Genomic DNA, 23222 nt, shown 5'->3' on the forward strand with positions numbered 1-23222 from the left:
AATGGACTGTCATGTGAAATGCTTCTGCACTCACACTACCTCCAACGGTACTTTCGACGTTGGCGGCGGGAATTCCTTGTTTAATTTCTGCATATCGTCCTTTGTTAAGGTTATCTCTGCTGCTTTCGCATTTTCCATCACATGAGCTGCTTGTCCGGCTTTCGGAATGCTCAGTACTTGACCAGACTGAATCGTCCAAGCGAGCGCAATCTGGGAAACAGACACATCATATGTTCCAGCTAGTTCACGGACCGCCTCGTTCTGCAAAATCTCTTCCCTGTCCCCTTGAGCTAACGGACAATACGCCATAACGGGAACACCTTTATCTCGCAGCCATGGAATCAAATCATACTCAATACCGCGGGCGGTAAGATTGTAAAGTACTTGATTCACAGCACAATTACGTCCGTTCTCTGCTTCCCATAACTCTTTCATATCATCTGTATCAAAATTTGATACACCCCAGCGCTTTATCTTCCCTTGCTGCTTCAACTTTTCGAAAGCATCTACTGTTTCTTGGAGCGGTATTCTGCCGCGCCAATGCAGCAAATATAAGTCTAAATAATCCGTGCCTAGTCTATCTAAAGAGCGATCGCAAGCAGCCAACACATCATCAAAACCTGCATTCGTTGGCAATACTTTCGAGATGAGAAACACTTTTTCTCTGCGGTTGGCTATCGCCTCTTGTACAAGTCGCTCTGATCGCCCGTCTCCGTACATTTCGGCTGTATCTATTACTTGGAGGTCCTGGTCAATGCCTGTTCGCAATGCTTGTATTTCGTCATGCCGCTTGGCATCTTCATCACCCATATACCAGGTGCCTTGTCCAATTGCTGGCAACTCAGTTCCATCTGGTAGTGTAACTATTTTCATCACCGTCTCCTCCTTTATCGATATTTTTCCCTTCCCGCTCTCTTAATTAAACGTTTGTTTTAAAAGGCTAAATGGCAGCTTACCTGCATCTGTTGGCAGGATAACGCATATGGTCTTGTTTTTCTAGTTCTAAAGGCTACACTGTAAATTACAGGCAGTAAAATGAGAACTGAGGTGAGCTATGAAAATTACAATTCAAGAGGACGACAATTGCCAGGAAACAGAAGTTCGAATAACCTGCCGTCGGGCAAATGATGATGTAGTAAAGCTCGTTAAGCTTTTAAGTGCTACGAATCAGGAAAGACTAACAGGAGAGCAAAATGGCGAGCTGCATCTCCTTCATCCAGAGAATATTTATTACTTCGAATCAGTCGATAACACGGTATTTTTTTATGATGTAAAAGCTGTCTACCGCAGCACCCTCAAGCTTTATCAAATCGAAGAAGCCAATTTTAGTCGTGACTTTATCCGTGTATCTAAATCCGTCATTGTTAACTTGTCCAAAGTAGAAAAACTCAAACCCGCACTTGGCCGAAAGCTGGTTGCCACACTCGACAATGCGGAGAAAGTGATGATTTCCCGGCAGTATGTACCTGCTCTCAAGCAGAAACTAGGCATCGGAAAGGATTAAGACATGAAAACTTTCGTGAATTTCATCCAGGCATGGGGCATCATGTTTATGTTCTCGCTTTTTGCAACCAGTATATATATTTATTATTTCATCGGATTGACGGAAATGGAAATTGCGCTTGTTCCGCAAAACGCACTTATTACCTTAATCCTAACGTTGCTGATGGACTTTGTTTTTAACCGCAGCCGCATATCCAGCATTTTCGTTCGCTCTTTTTTGTTCCTTGTCATTGTTCTAGTCGCCTTCACTTCTGCAGCTGTTTTGTTTGGCTGGTTTGATACTGGCAATTGGAAACTGCTCGGGTTATTGTTCGCACTTGTTTCATTTATTTACATTATCCTATGGTCCATCTATCACCTTATCTATACGTTTGAAGCAAAACATCTGAATGAAGAGCTGACAAATTATAAAAGGAAGAAGCGTGATCCAAGTGAAAATCATTGAGATAAAACATCTGTCAAAAACCTACGGAAAATCCAAAGCTGTTGATGATTTATCATTTAATGTAGAAAAGGGACACCTCTTCGCTTTTCTCGGAGTGAACGGTGCCGGCAAATCCACAACCATTCATATGATTGCAACACGCTTGCAGCAAACAGCAGGCACTATCTGTGTTGCCGGTTATACAGCAGGAAAAGATGATGCCAAAATACGCCGGCAGATTGGACTGGTGTTTCAGGATAATGTGTTAGATGATGCGCTGACTGTAGAAGAAAATCTGGACATGTGGGGGCGTTTTTACAGGTTGTCTAAGGCGGAAACAAAAGCCAGTATCACTTGGGTAACCGATACCTTACAGTTAGAACCAATCCTAAAAAAGCAATTTCGTCACCTGTCTGGCGGCCAAAAACGGCGTGCAGAAATTGCTCGTGCACTTCTTCACCGCCCTTCTATTCTTTTCCTAGATGAACCAACGACTGGACTGGACCCTCAAACAAGAGTGGATGTATGGAAAACAGTCGCACATTTGCAGCAGCAGCTGCAAATGACAGTCTTTCTGACAACGCATTATATGGAAGAAGCAGCTCAAGCCGATCAAATTGTCGTTATTGATAAAGGCAGGATTAAAGCACAAGGAACACCGGCCGCCCTTAAAAATAAGTACGCTGCTGATACACTGCGCCTGCTCGTAGACAAACCAGAAACCACGGCTTCCTATTTAACAGAGCGATCTTACAGCTATAACAAAAAGCACGATTACTTTCATATTTCCGTCACAAATAGCCAGCAAGCGTACAACATACTCAAAAATCTAGAGGAACATGTACAAGACTTTGAACTAATAAAAGGCAGTCTCGACGATGTATTTATTCAATTAGTAAAGGAGAATAACGATGCAAACAATCTGGCAGCTGACAAAACGCTCTAATCGACTTTTTTTCCGCGACAAAACTGCTGTTTTCATGTCTTTATTTACTATTGGTATCATCATTGTGCTTTACTTGCTGTTCTTAGCTGATGTGACAACGGAGGCAGCACAGGAAGCAGCAACAGGCTCCAGCGGTATGAAAGCCTTGATACAAAGCTGGCTTTTAGCTGGAATCATTGTCGTTATTTCCCTAACGGTTACCTTATCAGTACTAGGAACGATGATCGAGGACGCTGCCGGCAACCAGCTGCATGCTTTGCTTATTACTCCGATTACCCGTACACAGCTTGTCGTCGGCTATCTGTTATCCGCTTGGTTTATTGCGGTGCTCTTCTCGGTCGGTTCCCTATTCCTTGCACAAGGCTATTTTTGGCTCACGGATAAACCTACCGTAGCCTGGGATGGCTTGCTGATAGCTATTGGTTTAATTATGCTCATTACCTTTAGTTCAGCAGCGTTTCTATTTGTCCTTCTTGCCCCAATAAAATCAAGAAAGTCTTTCTCCTCGTTGGGGACCATCGTCGGGACACTATCCGGATTTCTATTAGGAATTTACATCCCTATCGGACAGCTCCCTAGTTTTGTCCAGGAGATCACGAAATTCTTCCCGCCAACATATGGCGTTGCTGCACTTCGCGATGTTTTAATGACGCCTTCTATGACTGACACTTTTGCCGACGCACCCGCTGCCGCATTAGACACTTTCAAAGATACTTTCGGCGTGCATATCACCTTATTTGAATCAACTGTTCAACTGCCAGTCATACTGGGTATTCTGCTTCTGACAGGGAGCCTATTTTTAAGCTTAGGCGTTTGGCTTCGCTCCGCAAGAATGTGAATTCAGCACAAAGAGGAATCGAATTCTCTGCGTCCAGCAGACCAATCCGATTCCTTTCGCACTTCTGTATTTTTATTTAAACAAACGCTTGATCACAAGCCATTATCCGACACAATCTAATCCTGAAGATAGCGATACAATGTTGTCTTACTAATGCCTGTTTCAATTGTTATATCTGCAATCGTATACTTCTTGCTGCGATACATATCCATTGCTTTCTGTACATTTCGGTCTGGTTTACGCGGTCTGCCGCCGCCTTTGTTGCGCCCTTTAGCTTCTGAAAGACCAGCCTTTGTTCGCTCTCCTACTACATCCCTTCGAAAGACAGCAATCTGCTCCAAGTGCTGAAAGAAGTTATCTTCCCGAGTGTCGATTCCATCTTCTAACGACAGAAGGCCCGCCTGTCTTTCCTGGAGGTTTCGACAAATGTTGATTAGTTCCTTTGTCGAATTGGCTAAGCTGTATAACTTGCGTACAACGAGCATATCCCCAGGCTGTATCTGTTCAAGAAGATCCTCCAGCAAAGGCTGCCCTTGCACATCTTCTTTCTCTTCTATGATGCGAGTACAGCTCATTATTCTATCCGGCTGCTGCTCCCATTTTTTGTTTACAAATTCACGAATATAACCGATTTCCATTCTCTATTCACTCCAAACACAAGTACCAAAAAGGGTAGTTTTGGTTCACAAATTATCTATAACATGTTAGAGTAAGCTTATCAAAAATCGGACACGACTTCTATGAGACTTAGAAGTCAACAAATTTAAAACAAAGGGGTGTATACAGATTGACTGAAACAAAATTAAATAAACAATGGTTTGGCAACATTCGCGGAGACCTGCTCTCTGGTATTGTTGTGGCACTTGCCCTAATCCCAGAAGCCATCGCTTTTTCGATTATCGCAGGAGTCGATCCAATGGTTGGCTTATACGCATCCTTCTCGATGGCTGTTGTCATTGCTATTGTTGGAGGCAGACCTGCCATGATTTCCGCCGCCACTGGTGCAATGGCATTGCTGATGGTGACGCTGGTGAAGGACCACGGCCTCGAGTATTTATTTGCCACTACCATCCTGACGGGAATATTACAGCTTTTATTCGGCGTTTTAGGTATTGCCCGATTTATGAAATTCATTCCGCGTTCGGTAATGATTGGTTTCGTAAACTCGCTCGCAATCTTAATTTTCATGGCGCAAGTTCCACATTTCATTGGGATCAATACGACAACGTATATCGTGGTAGGAGTTACACTCGGTATCATTTATTTATTCCCACTCATAACAAAAGCGGTACCTGCTCCACTAGTGGCCATTCTTGCAGTAACAATCTTGTCTTTGTTCCTGCATCTTGATGTCCGTTCTGTCGGAGACCTGGGGCAAATAAAACAAGCACTTCCTAGCTTTTTAATTCCTAACATTCCATTAAACATGGAAACATTGCAGATTATCTTCCCTACTGCCTTGGCATTATCTATTGTGGGATTGCTGGAATCCTTACTGACAGCATCCATCGTTGATGATATGACTGACACAGACAGCAGCAAAAACAAAGAAGCACGCGGACAGGGTATCGCCAATATCGTTACAGGCTTTTTCGGCGGTATGGCAGGCTGTGCAATGATTGGTCAGTCTGTTATTAATGTGAAATCTGGCGGGCGCGGACGGCTGTCTACGTTTGTTGCCGGTATTTTCTTAATGTTTCTAATTCTCGTTCTGGGAGACTGGGTAGTGATGATTCCAATGCCAGCGCTAGTTGGTGTAATGGTCATGGTTTCCATCGGCACCTTTGATTGGCACTCCCTTCGTACACTGACGCGTGTTCCAATATCAGATTCCGCCGTCATGATTGTAACGGTTATTGCTGTAGTAGCGACACATAACCTATCTATTGGCGTATTTATCGGTATCTTGTTAAGTTCTATTTTCTTCGTTGCGAAGATATCTAAAGTAAAAGTGGAGGCACACACTGACGCAGAAGCAGAGAACGTGCGTTATGTTATTACCGGTCAGCTATTTTTCGCTTCCGTTACCGACTTCACCAATAGTTTCACTTATGAAGCTACCCAACAGCATGTGATACTTGATTTCTCAAACACACATATTTGGGATGACTCCGCAGTGGCAGCGATTGACAAAGTCGTGCTAAAATTTAAGGAGAAGGGCGCTTCCATTACCTTAGTGGGCTTAAACAAAGACAGCGAAGCCCTTATGAACAGATTGACAGCGATCGATTCAGCATATGTGAATGTATCAAACCATTAAAAGGCGGTGCACCTATGTATAAGAAAATCGTAGTGGCAATTGATGGTTCCGATCATAGCTTCCTTGCCGCAGAGCATGCCATCGAGTTAGCAAAGCTGCAGACTGGAACACATGTGGAAGGCATTCATGTCCTTAATTATGAGAAGACGAAATCAGACGTCCTTCACAGCAGTGATCCGATTCAGCTGCAAATGCAGCGCGAAGAGAAGTTCAAGCGTTTTCGTGATGCTTTTGAGAAAGCTGCTGTTCCATACAAACTAATCATGAAACACGGTGAGCCTGCTCCAATGATTCTAGAGCATGCACGCGATACTAGTGCAGATCTTATAATCATCGGCAGCCGCGGATTGAACCCACTTCAGGAAATCGTTATGGGCAGCGTCAGCGGCCGTGTGGCTAAACGCGCAAAATGCCCCATTATGATCGTAAAATAACTAGCAGCAACAAAGGCTGCCGGCAAACACCGGCAGCCTTTTTATTTACCTGCAAAAGGAGAGATACAATGATTATAAGAAAACTACTTCCTTCCGAAACGCCTCCCATGGAGCTCCTGCTGGAAGCAGATCCATCTGAAACGAAGGTCGCGACTTATCTAAATGAAGGAAGTTGCTTCATTGCAGAAGAAGAGGAAGCTATTCTCGGCGTCTATGTCATGCTGCCGATTAAACCAGGTACTGCAGAAATAATGAACATTTCCGTTCGGGCCTCAAGCCAAGGAAAAGGAATCGGAAAACAACTTATCCGCCATGCCATTCATCAAGCCAACAAAGACGGCTATAGCTCACTGGAAGTTGGAACGGGAAACTCCAGCATTGATCAACTGGCTTTCTATCAGAAATGCGGCTTCCGAATGACAGCCATTGAGCCTGATTTTTTCCTGCGGCACTATGAGATGCCTATCTATGAAAATGGAATTCAATGTCGGGATATGATTCGGTTTGTTTATCCTTTAACACCTTAAAACGAACATGCACCCTAGCTGATTATGAATCAATAGACTAGATAGGTTATGTAGCTCCATCGGCTAAGTGACCTATCTTCATCTAAGCCAAAATATCAAAGTATGTCTCTTTCACCTGCCATTGCAACGGCTCTTTCTTTACATACCGCTTAAACTCTTCCAGCATGCAATATCCCATTCTTCCACATTCTTTCCCCGCGCTTCCTGCTAAGTGCGGTGTTAAAATGACATTATCCAGAATATATAATGGCGAATCTGTGTGTGGCGGCTCGGGGGATGTAACATCTAATACAGCAGTAATATCCGGCCTTTCTTGCAACACTTCCAACATCTCTGCTTCCTTCACGATAGCGCCCCGGGAGGTATTGATCATACTGGCGGATGGCCGCATTTGTGACATAAGTTCCTTCCCAATCATACCTTTCGTTTCTTCAAGCAAAGGGGTATGCAGAGACACTATATCTGACTGGCTGAAAATTTCCTCCAACGAACATAGCTTGGCTCCTAACTTTGCAGCTTCTTCTGCCTTTATATACGGGTCGTATGCAATGACATGAACATCAAAGGACTTGAGCAATTCACAAACCATTCTTCCTACCGTACTTAATGAAACGATTCCGATTGTACTTCCGAAAGCACCTAAAACATCATTCGTTTTCACGGGATACTGCTTATTTCTTCTAATACTTCTAGTAAAGGTCCAGCCTTTTTTCAGACAAAATAAGATTTGCGATAACGTATATTCCGCTACCGGAACAGCATTTGCCTTCACAGCGTTCGTCAGCAGGATGTCACGATCCCAAGCCGCTTTCGTAACAATATGCTTTAATGATCCTGCCGCATAAAAAAATGCTTTTAAATTCGGTGCTGCAGCAAGCAATGTTTGATCAAGTTTTGGTCCTCCCCAGCCTGAAAAAATCACCTCTGCCTCATGTAAAACGGATAGGTCTTGCTGGAGCTGATGATTGGTCAGCGGCTGCTTATATATATCCGACAGCGTTTCTATTTCTTTCCTCACCGTTTTTGGATAAACAAGCTCAAATGATGCTTGATTCATAATATATAACCCTTTTACCATCGCTACCACTCTCTCTTTTTAGTCTCTCAGAAGGGAGATGAACACAGAAATACGACAAGCATTTTCAGCTGAAATCTCTTGGTGCTTCATTCTCGGCAAGAAACTGGTTGACTGTCTCGATATTGTGTTTGACAGATTCCTTTACAGGCATAGACGCACTGAAGTCCTCCATGCCAATATATCCGTTATAACCAACAGCTTTCAGGTCTGAGAGAACTTGCTTCCAATTCACAACCCCTTTTTCAATAGACGTCCACTCCACAGACCAATCCACTGTCCCATCCGCATACTGCTGTTCCTTTTGCCAGCGTGCATTTTTTACATGCACATGTGCAAGATAGTCTCCTAACAATTCCAGTCCCATACGATGATTCTCATATCCTTCATGCACCATGTTGCCAGGGTCATATAAAACACCAATGTTCGCTGAATCAAATGGACATACAAGCCGATGAGCCAAACTCGCACTAGGTGCAATCGTGCCGTGATGTGTTTCAATTAAGCCTTTTACTTTGTATTGCTTGCACATTTGTTCCGCCTCATATAAGTAAGCAGCTGCAGCGCGAAACAGGTCATTATAATGTTGAGACCGATCGTAAGACGGTACTCCTAATCGTATCGTTACAGCACCAAGCTTTTGTGCGATCTGCAATGCATGTTCGGTAGCTTTTAAATCTCCGGCAGTTAAATACGGAAGAACGCTTAATATGTTAATGCCATTATGCTTCGCTGCACTTTTTAAATTCTCAATCTCTTGATTCGTTATGTCTGGTGATATGGTGCACAAGTTATTCCTCCAAAAGCTAGGTGCTTCCTGTTTTAACTCTGCTGGTGTGTCTTTAAGCCGCCATTCTACAGCGGAGTAGCCGGTTTCTTTTAAATAGCCAATAATAGCTTCCGGCGTCATATCTGGTGCCATTACTGAATACAGAGAGAATTCCATGTTTTCACTCCTTCTACTTTAATGCAGATCAGGCTGTGTTCTTTTTATCTGTTTGCTTTCGATTCTAATAAAAGCGCAATGGGCGAACCACATGACAGCAAAGCTCAGCATACTTCCGGTATATAACGGCAGAATTCCCGGAAATATTGTAACGATATAAAAGTAAGTCATAAAACTTAGCAATATAAGCAGCGACATCAAAGGGGAAGAGATACCGATAACAAATGCATGCTTGATATAATCCAGATATTTCACATCATAGTGGACATACACAGGGAAGATGTAGATAACAGCAACTGTGCAGAGAAGCAGAAGCCCTAATAACAGCCAGCCCAGCATATCTCCAATAGCGTTATTTAAAGAAGTGGATATAAAATAGTTAATCACTAGTAAAGCACCAATAAACGTTACCGCATAGCCAAGCAAATTAATCTTTATGAATTCTTGTTTATAAGTGGACCAGAAATGTTGGAATATAGAAAAATCGCTGTCTCCTAGAATCCACTTTCTTTCGACGGCAAACATTGCGATAGTAGCTGGAAAAAAGCCTAGCACAACGGCACCTAATAACGTAAAAAGCAGCCAAAGTATATTTAGATAGGCAAAGCGAAAAACCCACACACATATGGTATAAAACCCACTAACCAATGGTTCCAAAGCCCTTCCCTCCCGTTGCTGGATCATCTCAATGAGATGCTGTACTGGTTATGTTAATAACCTGCGGATAAATAAAATTGGATTGAGAAGGAGGTTACCCCCCTCCTCAGAATTACCTGTTTATCTGCTCTCCAGCCATTCTGTACTTTCCTTCTGCGCCTTATCCAAAGCCTCTTGTGCATCTCGTTTTCCTGTTAAAGCTGCCTCAATCTCGGAAGTTAAAATAAACCTTGGCTGCCCAGCTGCCCAATGATAGCGAGGCGTGTACGGTGTGCTCATTGCTTCAAAGACAGGGCCTAGCAAGTCATCATATTGCTTTACTTCTTCCCACTCTAATGCGGACTTTATCGATGGAAATACACCTGTTTCGTAAAAATATTTCTGAGCAAAATCACTCGTAGCAAATTTCAGCCATTCCCACGCCAGTTCTTTATTTTCACTAGATTTCCCAATTGCAATTGGACTTCCCGCAAATAGGCCGCCCATGCCATCTTCATTCTTAAATTCTTGCGCTATCGCAATCCGATCTTCTAATCCTTGTGTATGTGTCTGCTGCACTAAATTGCCCGGACCGGAGTTCAGCATAATGGCAATATTATTGTCCTTGGTCATCCACTTCTCATTACCTTGGTTACTTACAATACCTTCGGGCGCGTATTGTTGTATATCAAGCATCCAGTTTAAGCCTTCTACCATTTCAGGTGAGTTAAATTCAAACTTCACATCTTCCCAGGCAAAGCCTTCTCCCCATCTGCCGCCGATACCTTCGGCTGCGTTAAGCAGTGTAAATGCGGATGACCAATCTCCACGAAACCAGACGCCATAGTTCTGCTCACCAGTTACAGGGTTCTTGCCGGTCATTTTTGCTGATTTCTCTTTAATCTCTTCCATCGTTGGATGCTCGGAGAGGTATTCTACTCCCCAATCATCAAACAACTTTTTGTCATACGTAATGAAGCGAGCATCACCTAAAAACGGCAATCCATACATCTCTAGCTCCTTGCTGTCAGGTCCTAATGCTTTCCAGCTCTCCACTTGCTGATCAATAAAAATATCCGTACTAAATTCGCTATCTTTTTCTATATAAGGCTGCAGCGGTTCTAACACCCCTTGTGCCGCAAAGTCAGCTATACCGGGCAGCTGATAAACATCAGCTTCACCAGAGGTTAACATCGCCTGCGTTTTTTCCGTATATCCGTCCCATGGCATGATTATAAATTTGACCGTTGCGCCTGGATGCTGTTTCTCAAATTCTTCTTTTAACACATCTAATCCTCGAATCTTTTCGCCTGTAATCGGATTTGTAGAATCCTCCATAGAAAAGTCGCCAATCAACTGCACATTAACCGTTTGCCCTGCCCATTCACCGTCTTTTTTACTGCCGCCAGGACTGCAGCCAGCGAGAACAGCAAAGAAAAGCAGCACAAATGAAGCAGTTAACAATAAGCCTTTTTTAGATATTCTTTTTAACATGTTTCGTTCCTCCTTCAAATTGATTCAACATAACCGAGCCTAGATAGCTTACTCTCCCTTCACCCCGCTGAGCGCGATACTTTGGATAATATATCTTTGCAGAAACAAGTACAGGACAATAATCGGAAGCACGCTCACTGTTGCCAGCGCCATTGTTAAGCCTCCTAAACTGGTACCATTCTCTAAGGAGAAGCTAGCTAGATACAGCGGTACTGTGTGTAATTCTTGGTTACTCAAAACGACTAATGGCCATAAGAAGTCATTCCAACTTCCGATAAAAGATAAAATAACCATCGTTGCAGCAATAGGACCAGCTAGCGGAGCATAAACTTGAAAGAATATCTTAAATTCACCGGCTCCATCAATTTGTGCTGCTTCTCTTATCGTGTCAGGCAGCTGATCGAAAAACTGTTTACAAAGGAAAATCAGCATCCCATTAATGATAGAAGGCAAAATTAATGGCCAGAAAGTATTTAGTAAATCTACACTGTTAAATAGTTTGTATAACGGAATTAAGCGAGGCTCCATTGGAATCATCAATGTGCAAAGGACAATGACAAACAATAATCTTTTCCCTTTGAATTTTCCTTTCGAAAATGCGTAGCCTGCTAAAAGAGCAGACGAAACAGCTAACATTACCGAGGTAACAGTGACAAAAGCCGAGTTAAGATAAGATTGTATGAGTCGTCCATTCTCAAAAACAATCGTAAAGTTAAATCCTGATGCATCGTCAGGGAATAAACGCGGCGGAAATGGCATGGCTATATTCGCACTTCGATCAAATCCTACACTTACCATCCACACAAACGGCGCCATGAGCAGTATTCCAAAGACGAGCAGAATGAAGAATTTAAGGTACATCCCTATTTTTTCTGCCTTTTTATAGGACATGGTTTCTCCCCCCTTCTATCATAGCTTCATCTTCGATACTTTTAAGTTTATAAACGTAAAGACAAGAATGATCATGAACATAATGTACGTAGCTGCCGAAGCAATACCGAATTCAAATCCGGTAAAGCCACGTTCGTAAATAAATGCCCCCATTGTTTGAATCGATCTGGCAGGGCTTCCGCTGGGTCCGCCTAACACATACACTTCATTAAATCGCTGCAATGCGCCAATCCAACCTGTAATTAACAAGAACGCAAATGTTCCTCCCATATTAGGAATGGTGATAAACAGCCATTGCTGAAAACCGCTGGCACCATCAATTTTTGCGGCCTCATACATTTCAGGTGATATCGCCTGTAAGTTAGCGAGACAGATGATAATGATAAACCCTATCCAATGCCAGACAGCCAACAAAATCACAGCCCATTTGGAACTAGAAGGATCCGATAACCACTTTGATGTTGGCAATCCCACAGCTTCTAAAGCATAATTTACAATCCCCATTTCAGGATGCAGCACAAAAGCGAATATCATTGCTGCTGCGACAATTGACGTTACATTTGGCAAAAAGTAGATAACTTTAAAGAAGTTTTTTCCTTTTGGTGTAGAATTGATTAATGAAGCGAAGATAAAACCTAATGGAACAGCAATCGCAATTTGAAAGATTCCTATATAGAACGTGTTCCAGACAGAATTCCAAAATGGCTGCGACGTTAATACCGTTTGGAAGTTTTGCAGACCAATAAACTTCTCAATGGTTCCATTCGATTGATAGAAACTTAATCGAAAAGATTCGAATATTGGATACACCAGGAATAATAATATTCCTAGAAAACTTGGTATCAGGAAAAGATACCAAGTGACTTGCACTTTTCTTTTTCTCTGCTTATGTGACCCAACCGGAACTTGCTGATCCGGTTGGGCGATGACCTTCAAGTGGTCCTTTGCCATGTTGTTCTCCTTTCCAAAAGCAGTTATCAGAATTGTGATAGCGCTTTCATATGGATGTATACACAAGCACTCTAAATAGATGCTCTGATGTGGTTTGCGACACTAGAGCTCTGCCACCAGACTTCACAGCGTGGTTGCGAAAGAGCTTCGTATTTTTATAAAGCTTTATCAATCGATATAAACTTTCCAGACCAAGCTTTTTTCGCTGTCCATTCTTCTTCTCCCTGCCAGAAGTGGTCAGTTGGCGACAATCCTAGCGGTAGAAAAACAGCAGCACACATATAGAGACTTCCAGTTGAAATATATCCTTCGCCCAGATTCGGCTGATGACCGCATAAGCCAATCTTTAGCCAGCCCGCATCATCAAAGGTCCCTGGCATCTCAACTACTTTTCGAATAACAGCTGTTAATGCGCACCGCACCTGCGCAGGCTGAAGACTAGCATCCAATTTATGCTGCAAAGCCATTTGTGCTAAGCTGTGAAATACGCCAAATCGATAGACAATTGACCGTCCGACTACAGGATACGTACCTTCTGGTGATATACTTCTTTCTAAAATGACAGCATATCTCATCGATCTTTTGTTGATGTTTTCTTTCAGCTTTAACCAATCTGCAGATAGATGCGCCATATGGTCTGTAATATCTATGAGCATTGGATGAATAACAAAGCTATTGTAATAATCAGTATGAAGCTCTATCCCGTCTTTATAGATACCGTCCCCTGCATACCATTGCTCATGCTGCTTTAACGCAAAGTCAATTCGCATTGGATCCCAATCTTCTTCATCCAATAAATACAAAGCCGTTTCAGTCATAGCAGCGAACAATAACCAGTTGTTGAAAACTGGTTTTCTAGTACGAGTTTGCTTGAATGCTTTTACCACATTTTGTTTCGTATTCAAATCCAGTTTTCCTATCAATTCATTGGGTGCACGCATTAATGCTTGTGCAAAATAGGCTGTATCCACAATCGGCTGCAGACCGTCAGAAAAATTCATATAATCTGGTGAGGAAGGGTCTGTTGCTTCTTTAATTCCGGTTCTGATCAATTCTGCATAATGTTTTCTTAATAATCCTTCTTTTCCATCACTTGGTCCATTCTCAATCCAAGGAGCCATCCCGCTTATTAATCTCGCAAACGCTTCCAAATGACTGTAATTTTTTCGGTCTTCTAATCCTTCAACTGGCATGAGCTGCTTTAATTGTTGATTTGCTAAAGAAGTAAGAACAGGATTTGCGATTTTATCCATCGTTTTCAACCAATATTCCCGATCATTTTGTCTTAACATTGATTCACCCCATTTATTTTCATTCAGCTGACACCATTGTAACTCTGCATCAGATCCTCTTGCACATTGCCCAACTTCGTAAACAAATTATAACTTGGAAAAGAAATGAAAAGTTGCTCTGAAATACTCTAAAATATCATTGTATGGTTCATGTACACGCTGAATAGGAATTCCAAATTCAGACGTACGCCTTAAGCCTGTACACGCCGTTTTATTTCCGAATATTTAACCACTCGGCCAGTAAGATATATATATAAGAAGCAAAGTAATCTTCTAATAACTAGAACAGAAAAGCGCGAGATTTCCTTTCTATTCAAGTGAACAAGTAACAGAATAGATATGGTGAGTATCTATGGAGGGGTAGACGTTGAATAAGTTATTCGAACAAATCGATCTGCAGCCATTCGATTGGGTTTACCGCAGAGTTTCTGAGCGTGATTTTCAAGGCTTTTACCATTGGCATCAAGGGTGTGAGCTATTATTTGTTTATAGGGGAAAAGGACGGGTGATTGTAAACCAGCAGACATACGAAATTAAGAAAGGAATGCTTTTCTTTTTTCAGCCCTTTCAATTACATCGGGTGTATGTAGAAGTATCACCTGATACGCCTTATGAACGCAGTATAATGCACTTTGATCCACTAACTCTAGGTAAAAATCTGCACGTATTCCCTGGTGTTCAAGTCCTGTTTACTCAATTACAAAATAGTGTAAATGACCTTCAAGCATTTAATTTAGATAACTATTTTCAATATATAAGCGCGGTATGTGAGGTATTTAATAATTCGTTACAAACCAGCAGCTGGGAGGAACAAAGCCAGCTGCTTCTTCTGCAGCTACTCACATGCATCCGGTTAAACTATAGTGGAGCGCAGCAAGATTCTTCTAATAAAAACTTTCGTGCACCTTACTATTCCGAACGAATTATGAAGTGGCTGGAAGACCATTATATGGAGCCGTTCGATTTAGGAAGATTAGCAGAAGAACTTCACTTATCAAAAGGTTATGTCTCCAAGATTTTCAAACGGGAAACAGGCAGTAACTTAACAGAATACATTACGATCCGAAGAATCAAGCAAGCTTGTCAATTGCTGCAGCTGACTCACAAACCGATCGAATTAATTGGCGAAAGTGTTGGGTTCGGAAGCACCTCCCATTTCATTCAGATGTTTAAAAAGATAATAGGAACGACGCCGCTTCAATTTAGACTTTCTCAACAAATGCTGCATAAGGAGAAATAAACTTACACCAAAAAGGAACTAACCTTGTTAGTTCCTTTTTGGTTTCTTTAAGCAACCCATCACCCTCATGAGGAGATTGGCCGAAGCGCTTGTCACTTTATCAGACCTCCGCTTTAGAGCGCTCGTTTTTACCAACCACTCGATAATAATTCTCCGAGGATTTCTCTAGAACAACAACTTGTCCCGAAGGCAGATGCACGTAAGGCGCAGCTTCCCTTTTCTCTGTGAATTGGAAAGTTCGTTTTACTCTGACTTCCTTCCGCTGATGCACAAGATTAGCTAAATCCTCTACAATGGCACTTGCAGTTGGCAGCGCACCCGCTCCTGGTCCTTGCAGCTTCAGTTTTCCGACAAGATCACCCTCAATACAAACCGCATTATCTACTCCATCTACACTGTACAGCAGATGTTCAGCTGATAATACGACCGGCTCCACCGATGCCGTCACTTCTCCCCCCGTATTTTCAAGTGTCGCAACGTGTTTGATTTTCCATCCTTGTTCTGCAGCTGCGTGAATATCATGGGAGGAAATGGTACGGATGCCCTTACGCGTCACCTTTTCCCAATCTGGCTGTGCTTCAAATAATAAATCACTTAGGACCATTAATTTATAAAATGCATCCCAGCCATCTACATCATTAGCTGGATCGGCTTCTGCAAAACCTGCTTCTTGTGCTAGCTGTAATGCCTCTTCAAACGGGATATTTTTATCAGACATTTTGCTCAAGATGAAATTAGACGTACCATTCAAAATGGCCTCCACTCTGACAACATGGTTAATATGCAGCAGTTGTTTTAGCGTGCCAATAACTGGTACGCCGCCGGCCACCGCAGCTTCATATTCAAGACGCACACCTTTTTCTTTCGCCAATTCCTTTAACTCTGCTCCTTTGGAAGCGATCATTTCTTTATTGGCAGTGATGATATGACAGCCGCGAGAGATGGCTTTCGTCAAATAGCTGTACGCAGGCTCGATGCCGACACTCGCTTCGATAATAATATCCAGATCTGTTCGTGCAAAAAATTCCTCTACATTATCTGTAAGCAGGACATCTTTCACTTGCTGTTCATATTTTTGTTTATCCCGGACTAACACGCCTGCTACTTGCACTTCTTTACCGAATACTATCTGCAGATTTTCCTGATGGGACCGAATTGTTCTGCCTACTGCACTTCCCACTGTGCCGTACCCGATTAATCCAATCTTTACTGCTGTCATTATTTTTGCCTCCTCGGATGATTTTCTGCATAAAAAAAGTCTCCCTGAGAGGACAGGGAGACGTAGAATCCGTACTGTGTCTTCTCATCTGCAGGAATTAGCACCTTTACAAGTCATATAAACTTGCAGGTTGCCGGGCATCGTCGGGCCAGTCCCTCCGCCGCTCTTGATAAGAAATTTGTATTGGTATGTTATGGAGAATTTTAACATTGTGTCATGAGTGAGTCAACAGAAAATTCTAATATTACTATCCAACAAGACTATCGTAAAGAGAGCGTGCTCGATTGATATCGTCTACGCCATGAATAATTGCCCGCCCGTCAGCAAACAGCACAATTCGATGCCCTCTGTGATGAAATGCCAGTAAATATTCATTTGCTGTTACGTGTTCCACTGCAGAAACCCATTGTTTGGATAAAGCAGTTAAATCAAGCGATTTTTTCGATCCCGGCCGTATGTGGACAGCTTCTCTGCCACAAAGCATATCAAGCTTCGTTTGCGAGATTCCATTTAAGTACGGGCGCTCGGCATAGGTACTGCAGCTTCGACAGCTCGGATCCTGAAGACGTTGTACATTCACCGTTGTATAATCTCCTGTCCATATATCAAATGCGCGCAGTTCAGGTGTTACTTCTTGATGGCATAAAATTTTTAATGCCTGCGTCACTTGCATTGCTGCCACCCATTGCACGATCGGGCTGATAATACCGGCTGTATCACATGTTTCACTTTGCTGCGGAAGCTGTTCGAGAAGGCAATGCAAACATGGCGCTTCCTTCGAAACAACGGGATATGTTACCCCATAGCTGCCTACACAAGCACCATAAATATATGGTATACCGTGCTTCGTGGCTGCATCGTTAACAATGAACCTCGTTTCAAAATTGTCCGTCGCATCTAAGATGACATGTGCTCCCTCTACTAGTTGTTCAATATTATGATGATCGATATTTTCAATCACTGCATGCAGCTTTACGTGCTGATTAATTGCTTGCAACCGCTCCGCTGCTGCTAGCGCTTTTGGTAAATATGCAGCAGCATCTTCTTCGGTATAAAGCTGCTGACGCTGCAGGTTATGCAGCTCCACATAATCTCGATCGATAAGCACGAGCTCCCCGATTCCCGCCCGCACAAGCATCTCTGCAGAAGCTGAACCTAAAGCACCCATCCCGATTAAGACAATTTTACTGCCTTCTACCTGCATCTGGCCTTCTTTACCGATAAACAGTTCCTGTTTACGATAACGATCTTGCATTAAGTAAACAACCCTTCACCCGGACTGCTGGCTTCCGCGTAATTTTTCTCTGGAATTCTTCCTGCCTCAAAACCTAATCTGCCAGCTTCAATTGCTAGTTTCATAGCATGCGCCATCCGTACAGGATCGGCAGCCCCAGAGACCGCTGTGTTTAGCAGCACACCGTCAGCTCCAAGCTCCATCGCATACGCTGCATCCTTCGGTGAACCAATGCCTGCATCAACAATAACTGGTACATTACTTTGTTCAATGATGACACGTAAATTAAAAGGATTTATAATGCCTTTTCCTGAACCGATAGGTGATGCTCCCGGCATAATAGCGTGCACGCCCAAATCCACGAGACGCTTGGCTAATACAACGTCATCTGACGTATAAGGCAGCACTATGAATCCCTCATCTAACAGTATTTCAGCTGCACGTAATGTTTCAACTGGGTCTGGAAGCAATGTCTTATTACAGCCAATCACTTCTACCTTCACCATGTCACATAATCCAGAAGCTTTAGCCAGCTTGGCAATACGGACAGCCTCTTCTGCTGTCTTTGCGCCTGCTGTGTTTGGCAGTAATGAGTACCGATTCAAATCCAGCTGTTCCAGAAGATTCGGCTGTGATGCCTCAAAGATATCCATCCTCCGCACAGCGAATGTCAGTATTTCTGCATCCGATATATTTACTGCTTCCTTCTGCTCTTCAAAAGACGGGTACTTGCCTGTTCCTAATAGCAAGCGGGATGTAAATGACTTATCTGCAATTTGCAACATGTTTCATCCTCCTCCTACGAAATGGATTAATTCTACTTGATCGCCATCTTTTATCGGCTGGTCTGTATAAGCAGCCTTATTGATAACCTCTTTGTTCAACTCCACAATTACAATTCTGTTTTCTAAGGAAAGTGACGCTAACAGCTGTGCAATTGTTTTAATCTCGCCAGATAATTCCTGCTGTCTGCCATTTAGTTGAATTGTCACAACAATACCTCCTCATTGGAATATGGCCGGTCTACTCGAAACGCTTCCTTCCATTCCTCCGAAACATCATTGCCGCTTAGCAAGTCGGCAATCATTTTCCCAGTAGCTGGTGCAAGCAGGATACCATTGCGCTGATGTCCAGCTGCAATAAACAACCCTTTCATTTCCGGGTGTTCCCCGATTAGCGGCTTCCCATCGAATGTCTGTGGCCGGAGCCCAGCCCAGCTTCTGCGAAAAGGCATCTCATCAATGCCTGGAAGCATCTGTCTCGCCTTTTCCATAACTGTCTGAATACCGCCAAGTGTCGGCTCGGTGGTCCAATCATTCTCAACCTTTGTCGCTCCGATGATTAATTCGTTGTTGTTCCGAGGAACAATGTAATGCTGATCATGGAATAAGCTGCATCTAAGGGGCGCCTGTGTATTGGTAACAGCTATACACTCTCCCTTTACGGGAAAGATTGATGACCCCAAGCCTGTTTGCTCCAAGATAGAATTACTCCAAACGCCACTGGCAATAACAACTCGCTCTGCCTGCCATTTCCCCTTGGAAGTCTGTAACTGGTAGTGCCCGGCTTCCTTCCCTATTTTCTCAACGCGAGTATACGTATGGATTTCTGCACCGAGTACTTGCGCTGCAGAACGAAATCCGTTGCAGGCAATTGCAGGCGTGACATGCACATCTTCTTCCATATGAACAGCACCCAGAACGGACTCTGCTAATCCAGGCGTTTTATCTGTTAAAGATGCGTGATCCAGCCACGTTACACCTTCTAAGGAACACAATTCTAACAGTCTCGCTCTTTCTTCTTCTTTAAAGACAAGTTTTAACAATCCACCAGTACGACGCTCTATATCTATCCCTGTTAAAGAGCGAATCGCTGCTTCTGCTTCTTCGTATAACTTCTGACTTGAGCGGGCAAATGGATAAAGCGAAGTACCGAATTCCTTGTATTCCGAATGAGCGCCAAGCATACCAGCAGCTGCCTGCGTGGAACCTGACCCAACTTCACCTGCTTCAAGCACATCAACCTGGAAACCTGCTTTCGCCAAATAATAAGCGATTGCACTGCCGATGATGCCTCCTCCAACGACTGCTATTTCAGATTGCTTCAAGACGCAAACACTCCTCTTTTAGTTTCTTTGCAGCCTCTACTGGTTCTTTTGCTGAAAAAATACCACTCATAACAGCAGCTCCGTCTAGTTCAAGCGCTTTCAATTTTGCTAGCCGATCAATGGTAATTCCTCCAATTCCAAACAACGGAATGCTGATGCGCCGCCGAATCTCAGCTAAATTGGATAGTGGCTGCGGAGCTTTGCCTTTTTTACTGGCTGTCGGAAAACAATGTCCGTATAAGCTATATGCTGCTCCAGCCGCCTCCGCCTGAACAGCTTCTTCAAGTGAATGAACTGGCGTGCCGAACTGTAAATCAGGATACTGTTTTTGTAACTCTATTAGAGGAAGACCGCGTCCTGGTATATGTGCCTGTTGCAAACCAAGCAGCAACGTCACATCCACCCGATCATTGATCCATAACTTGCGCCCCGGCACTCCTTCTTTAACTAACTCTCTGCATAGCTGATAAATCACGCCCGCAGGTTTATTTTTCTCCCGAATCTGTACATAATCGACATACGGGTGCACCTTTAACAAAATACGAAGCAAGTCAGCTGTGTCGTGCGCACCATCCGTTACTGCCATCAGTTTGATTATCATCACTCCTTGCATAGGAACAGGCCGGAAGCACAAAAAACCACTTTCCCGAAGGAAAGTGGTGTATGATCTGCGAATAAGTACATACAAAAAAAGCATGTAAACTCGAGCGTCTACACTTTCCTACGCAGGTCCGAACCTGTTCAGGTTATGAGGGTTTAAAGAGTCACTACTCTTATTCTCAGCCCTTATGAAGGGATCCCCTAGTGTGAAATCTATGAACTTATCCACATCGTAACATAAATAGCATAATATGCAAGATGTTTAATTGAATGACAGCGTCCAATTAGTCTTTCTAATGGGTGTCTTAGTACTTATAAGACTGCCCGCCATCAATCGGAATAACAGTTGCATTAATGAAGTCTGCCTGATCAGAAAGAAGAAAGGCAACTAGATAACCTACTTCTTCGGGCTTTCCGAAGCGTTTCATCGGGTTAACACTGACAAACTCTTTTCCTGCTTCTTCCCAGTTATCTCCGCCAAGCTGACGCAAAGATCCTTCAACCATTGGTGTCATGATCGCACCTGGCGCAATTGCTTTAATACTGACACCGAACTGACCGTATTCAATACCGGAGTTACGTGTCAAACCAACAACACCATGCTTGCTAGCCGCATAACCAGACTGGTTGCCGACACCGCGAATTCCGCCAACAGAAGCAGTATTAACAACAGAACCATAGCCTTGTTCCTTCATCACTTTTAAAACATGCCGCATACCATAGAAGACGCCATTCAAGTTGATGTTTACAACACGATCGAACTCCTCTGCACCATATTCTTCTGTTAAATTCTGCTTTCCTTCTACACCCGCATTATTAAAGAAGCTGTCAATCTTGCCAAAATGGTCTACCGTTTGCTTTACGTAAGCCTCAACTTCTGACTCATTCGCACAGTTCGCCTCAATTATGATGACTTCTGCCTCAGGCACTGCTGCCAAAATAGCTAGCTTCGTTTCTACCATACCTTCTTTATTCAAGTCAACAAGTGAAAGCTTTGCTCCTTCTTTCGCTACCTGCACTGCCGCCGCACGACCTAATCCAGACCCTCCACCTGTTATTAAAACAACTTTCTCTTCAAAACGCTTCATGGAAATCTCTCCTTTTAAGGTTTTTATATTGCAGTAAATCCGCCATCAATTGGCACAACCACACCATTGATATAAGGTGCATTGCCTGTCAGTAAGAAAGTCACAAGCTCAGCCACTTCCTCCGGCTGACCAAGACGCTTCTGCGGAATAGGTTCTGTTGCATTTACAAATGCATCAGGATTTTTCTCCTTATATTCACGTACCATTGGTGTTTCTGTCGTACCAGGTGCAATTGCGTTCACTACAATACCTTGTGCCGCATATTCCGCAGCCAATGTCTTTGTAATGCCTACCATCGCATGCTTCGCCGCCGAATATGTACCAACAGTTGCCTGGCCAACTATACCTGCTGTGGAAGATGTATTAACAATGCGTCCTCCGCCATTGGCAAGCATCACTTCCAACACATATTTCAAACCGTAAAGTGCACCATTAAGGTTAATACCAAGCACCATATCAATCTGTTCAATCGTATTATCTACAAACTTGACGCCAGGACCAGAAATCCCCGCATTATTGTAAAACATATCTATAGTTCCAAATTCCTCGACCGTTTTATCCACATAAGCTTTCACTTCTTCAGCTTTACTGACATCTGCTTTTACGAAAATTGCTCTTGTACCTAATTCTTCAACTAGATGGACCGTCTTCTGGCCAGCCTCCTCAGATATATCAACTACAACAATATGAACGCCTTCTTTGGCAAGCCTAAATGCTACAGCTTGTCCAAGTCCGCTACCGCCACCCGTAATGACAGCTACTCTCCTTTCACTCACTGGCAAGACACCTCCGCAATAAGTATTAGGTTAATTTACCTATCTCACCCCTAAATATTACACCTATTCTGAAAACTAGGTCAAATTATATGTACTTATTATTCAGTCCTACCTGAGAATGTAATATTTTATACAAAGGTTAAAGTGTGAATAGTTTGAAATAAATTGAGGTAATGCGCAAGTGGGTCGGGGTAGCGGATGTGGCCAGCAGTCTCATTGTCTATACTGTCGACCCTATTTCAAAGCTGCGTTTCATGGTGAAGGTCTTGTTTAGCTGATGGCTGCTGAATGGTTATACTTTCAAAGTTTTTTTCATATAACTGCTTACCATAGGCTTTCCTCCTGCGTTTAGCTTTCCTTAAAAATCAGGTGCTCCGGTGCTGCGGGCAAATGCAGCAGTTTTTCTTGCAAGAAAGCTGGTTTCAGTGTTAATTCTTTCATTCTCTCAAAAGTAATCCATCCATATTGGAACGCTTCCGCTTGTAACGAAACAACTTCAGCAATCTCTCTAAACTTGTCTTCTACATCATGTATCAAATATATAAAGCTAAACTCATGATACAGGCGTGACTTGTATGTAAAGAAGTTTTCTACCGTCCAAAGCAGCCGTTCTGCCTTAACGGTAATGCCCAATTCCTCTTCAAATTCTCGCTCAACTGCCTGTGCAGAGTCTTCCCCAAGCTGGATACGTCCTCCAATCAGCGTCCAGAAAGAGTCTTACTTATTTTTATGCAGCAATAT

General features: G+C 43.1%; 26 protein-coding genes and 2 riboswitches. Of the genes, 8 read left to right on the forward strand and 18 right to left on the reverse strand.

What is annotated here, in order from left to right; genetic code table 11:
- Window positions 1-30: 30 nt before the first annotated feature.
- Window positions 31-873 carry an aldo/keto reductase gene (locus CRO17_RS15710; RefSeq protein WP_097043434.1) on the reverse strand — a complete coding sequence of 281 codons (843 nt, stop codon included), beginning with the start codon at window positions 871-873 and terminating at the stop codon, window positions 31-33.
- A 181-nt stretch (window positions 874-1054) separates the two neighbouring features.
- On the opposite strand from CRO17_RS15710, the gene CRO17_RS15715 reads away from it, so the two are divergent.
- The 4 genes from CRO17_RS15715 to CRO17_RS15730 are packed head-to-tail and all read left to right on the forward strand — an operon-like array spanning window position 1055 to window position 3711.
- On the forward strand, window positions 1055-1504 hold the full coding sequence (locus tag CRO17_RS15715) for a LytTR family DNA-binding domain-containing protein (RefSeq protein WP_097043435.1): 450 nt from the start codon (window positions 1055-1057) through the stop codon (window positions 1502-1504).
- Between the two features lie 3 nt (window positions 1505-1507).
- A complete protein-coding gene (locus CRO17_RS15720; RefSeq protein WP_097043436.1) occupies window positions 1508-1948 on the forward strand; it encodes a DUF3021 family protein in 441 nt (146 codons plus the stop codon).
- Window positions 1926-2873, forward strand: coding sequence for an ABC transporter ATP-binding protein (locus tag CRO17_RS15725; protein ID WP_245864821.1), 948 nt, complete (start codon window positions 1926-1928; stop codon window positions 2871-2873). Before CRO17_RS15720 ends, CRO17_RS15725 begins: the two co-directional genes overlap by 23 nt.
- The gene (locus CRO17_RS15730) at window positions 2839-3711 is read left to right on the forward strand and encodes an ABC transporter permease (RefSeq protein WP_097043437.1); all 873 of its coding nucleotides are present in this window, start codon (window positions 2839-2841) and stop codon (window positions 3709-3711) included. The genes CRO17_RS15725 and CRO17_RS15730 overlap by 35 nt, the downstream gene beginning before the upstream one ends.
- Before the next feature lie 116 nt (window positions 3712-3827).
- Here CRO17_RS15730 and CRO17_RS15735 read toward each other — a convergent pair whose 3' ends face one another.
- Window positions 3828-4349 (reverse strand): recombinase family protein, encoded by a 522-nt coding sequence (locus tag CRO17_RS15735; protein ID WP_245864822.1) that lies wholly within the window; start codon window positions 4347-4349, stop codon window positions 3828-3830.
- Between the two features lie 149 nt (window positions 4350-4498).
- Between CRO17_RS15735 and CRO17_RS15740 the strand changes: the two genes are divergently transcribed.
- The 3 genes from CRO17_RS15740 (at window position 4499) to CRO17_RS15750 (ending at window position 6932) form a co-directional block, all read left to right on the forward strand.
- Complete coding sequence (locus CRO17_RS15740; RefSeq protein ID WP_097043438.1) at window positions 4499-5971, forward strand: SulP family inorganic anion transporter; 1473 nt, start codon at window positions 4499-4501, stop codon at window positions 5969-5971.
- Window positions 5972-5985: 14 nt separating this feature from the next.
- The gene (locus CRO17_RS15745; protein ID WP_097043439.1) at window positions 5986-6405 is read left to right on the forward strand and encodes a universal stress protein; all 420 of its coding nucleotides are present in this window, start codon (window positions 5986-5988) and stop codon (window positions 6403-6405) included.
- A 68-nt stretch (window positions 6406-6473) separates the two neighbouring features.
- The gene (locus CRO17_RS15750) at window positions 6474-6932 is read left to right on the forward strand and encodes a GNAT family N-acetyltransferase (RefSeq protein WP_097043440.1); all 459 of its coding nucleotides are present in this window, start codon (window positions 6474-6476) and stop codon (window positions 6930-6932) included.
- Window positions 6933-7014: 82 nt separating this feature from the next.
- Here CRO17_RS15750 and CRO17_RS15755 read toward each other — a convergent pair whose 3' ends face one another.
- From CRO17_RS15755 to CRO17_RS15785, 7 genes are all read right to left on the reverse strand, one after another.
- Complete coding sequence (locus CRO17_RS15755; protein WP_097043441.1) at window positions 7015-8010, reverse strand: hydroxyacid dehydrogenase; 996 nt, start codon at window positions 8008-8010, stop codon at window positions 7015-7017.
- A gap of 64 nt (window positions 8011-8074) precedes the next feature.
- The gene (locus CRO17_RS15760) at window positions 8075-8953 is read right to left on the reverse strand and encodes a sugar phosphate isomerase/epimerase family protein (RefSeq protein WP_097043442.1); all 879 of its coding nucleotides are present in this window, start codon (window positions 8951-8953) and stop codon (window positions 8075-8077) included.
- A gap of 18 nt (window positions 8954-8971) precedes the next feature.
- Window positions 8972-9610, reverse strand: coding sequence for a YesL family protein (locus CRO17_RS15765; protein ID WP_179637141.1), 639 nt, complete (start codon window positions 9608-9610; stop codon window positions 8972-8974).
- A 120-nt stretch (window positions 9611-9730) separates the two neighbouring features.
- Window positions 9731-11083 carry an ABC transporter substrate-binding protein gene (locus tag CRO17_RS15770; protein WP_097043444.1) on the reverse strand — a complete coding sequence of 451 codons (1353 nt, stop codon included), beginning with the start codon at window positions 11081-11083 and terminating at the stop codon, window positions 9731-9733.
- A gap of 48 nt (window positions 11084-11131) precedes the next feature.
- On the reverse strand, window positions 11132-11974 hold the full coding sequence (locus tag CRO17_RS15775; RefSeq protein ID WP_097043445.1) for a carbohydrate ABC transporter permease: 843 nt from the start codon (window positions 11972-11974) through the stop codon (window positions 11132-11134).
- A gap of 18 nt (window positions 11975-11992) precedes the next feature.
- Window positions 11993-12925: a carbohydrate ABC transporter permease gene (locus CRO17_RS15780; RefSeq protein WP_097043446.1), complete on the reverse strand. Its 933-nt coding sequence runs from the start codon at window positions 12923-12925 to the stop codon at window positions 11993-11995.
- A 155-nt stretch (window positions 12926-13080) separates the two neighbouring features.
- The gene (locus CRO17_RS15785) at window positions 13081-14217 is read right to left on the reverse strand and encodes a DUF2264 domain-containing protein (protein ID WP_097043447.1); all 1137 of its coding nucleotides are present in this window, start codon (window positions 14215-14217) and stop codon (window positions 13081-13083) included.
- 367 nt (window positions 14218-14584) lie between these two features.
- On the opposite strand from CRO17_RS15785, the gene CRO17_RS15790 reads away from it, so the two are divergent.
- Complete coding sequence (locus tag CRO17_RS15790) at window positions 14585-15457, forward strand: AraC family transcriptional regulator (protein ID WP_097043448.1); 873 nt, start codon at window positions 14585-14587, stop codon at window positions 15455-15457.
- A gap of 100 nt (window positions 15458-15557) precedes the next feature.
- Here CRO17_RS15790 and CRO17_RS15795 read toward each other — a convergent pair whose 3' ends face one another.
- The 9 genes from CRO17_RS15795 to CRO17_RS15835 all read right to left on the reverse strand — a co-directional run bounded on the left by CRO17_RS15795 (window position 15558) and on the right by CRO17_RS15835 (window position 23183).
- The gene (locus CRO17_RS15795; RefSeq protein WP_097043449.1) at window positions 15558-16676 is read right to left on the reverse strand and encodes a homoserine dehydrogenase; all 1119 of its coding nucleotides are present in this window, start codon (window positions 16674-16676) and stop codon (window positions 15558-15560) included.
- A gap of 81 nt (window positions 16677-16757) precedes the next feature.
- A riboswitch (SAM riboswitch) is annotated at window positions 16758-16852 on the reverse strand.
- 71 nt (window positions 16853-16923) lie between these two features.
- On the reverse strand, window positions 16924-17931 hold the full coding sequence (locus tag CRO17_RS15800) for a ThiF family adenylyltransferase (RefSeq protein ID WP_097043450.1): 1008 nt from the start codon (window positions 17929-17931) through the stop codon (window positions 16924-16926).
- The gene (locus CRO17_RS15805; protein WP_097043451.1) at window positions 17931-18695 is read right to left on the reverse strand and encodes a thiazole synthase; all 765 of its coding nucleotides are present in this window, start codon (window positions 18693-18695) and stop codon (window positions 17931-17933) included. The genes CRO17_RS15800 and CRO17_RS15805 overlap by 1 nt, the downstream gene beginning before the upstream one ends.
- Window positions 18696-18698: 3 nt before the next feature.
- Complete coding sequence (gene thiS, locus CRO17_RS15810) at window positions 18699-18902, reverse strand: sulfur carrier protein ThiS (protein WP_097043452.1); 204 nt, start codon at window positions 18900-18902, stop codon at window positions 18699-18701.
- Window positions 18899-20017 carry a glycine oxidase ThiO gene (thiO, locus tag CRO17_RS15815; RefSeq protein WP_097043453.1) on the reverse strand — a complete coding sequence of 373 codons (1119 nt, stop codon included), beginning with the start codon at window positions 20015-20017 and terminating at the stop codon, window positions 18899-18901. The genes thiS and thiO overlap by 4 nt, the downstream gene beginning before the upstream one ends.
- Entirely contained in the window at window positions 20004-20618 is a 615-nt protein-coding gene (locus tag CRO17_RS15820) for a thiamine phosphate synthase (RefSeq protein ID WP_245864823.1), read from the reverse strand. Before CRO17_RS15820 ends, thiO begins: the two co-directional genes overlap by 14 nt.
- A 100-nt stretch (window positions 20619-20718) precedes the next feature.
- Window positions 20719-20830: riboswitch (TPP riboswitch) on the reverse strand.
- A gap of 92 nt (window positions 20831-20922) precedes the next feature.
- On the reverse strand, window positions 20923-21705 hold the full coding sequence (locus tag CRO17_RS15825) for an SDR family oxidoreductase (protein WP_097043454.1): 783 nt from the start codon (window positions 21703-21705) through the stop codon (window positions 20923-20925).
- A 23-nt stretch (window positions 21706-21728) separates the two neighbouring features.
- Entirely contained in the window at window positions 21729-22481 is a 753-nt protein-coding gene (locus CRO17_RS15830; protein WP_245864824.1) for an SDR family NAD(P)-dependent oxidoreductase, read from the reverse strand.
- Window positions 22482-22829: 348 nt separating this feature from the next.
- On the reverse strand, window positions 22830-23183 hold the full coding sequence (locus CRO17_RS15835; protein ID WP_097043456.1) for an NUDIX domain-containing protein: 354 nt from the start codon (window positions 23181-23183) through the stop codon (window positions 22830-22832).
- Window positions 23184-23222: the final 39 nt, after the last annotated feature.

Origin of the sequence: Terribacillus aidingensis, from assembly GCF_900215625.1 — a bacterium.
Taxonomy (GTDB): Bacteria; Bacillota; Bacilli; order Bacillales; family Amphibacillaceae; genus Terribacillus; species Terribacillus aidingensis.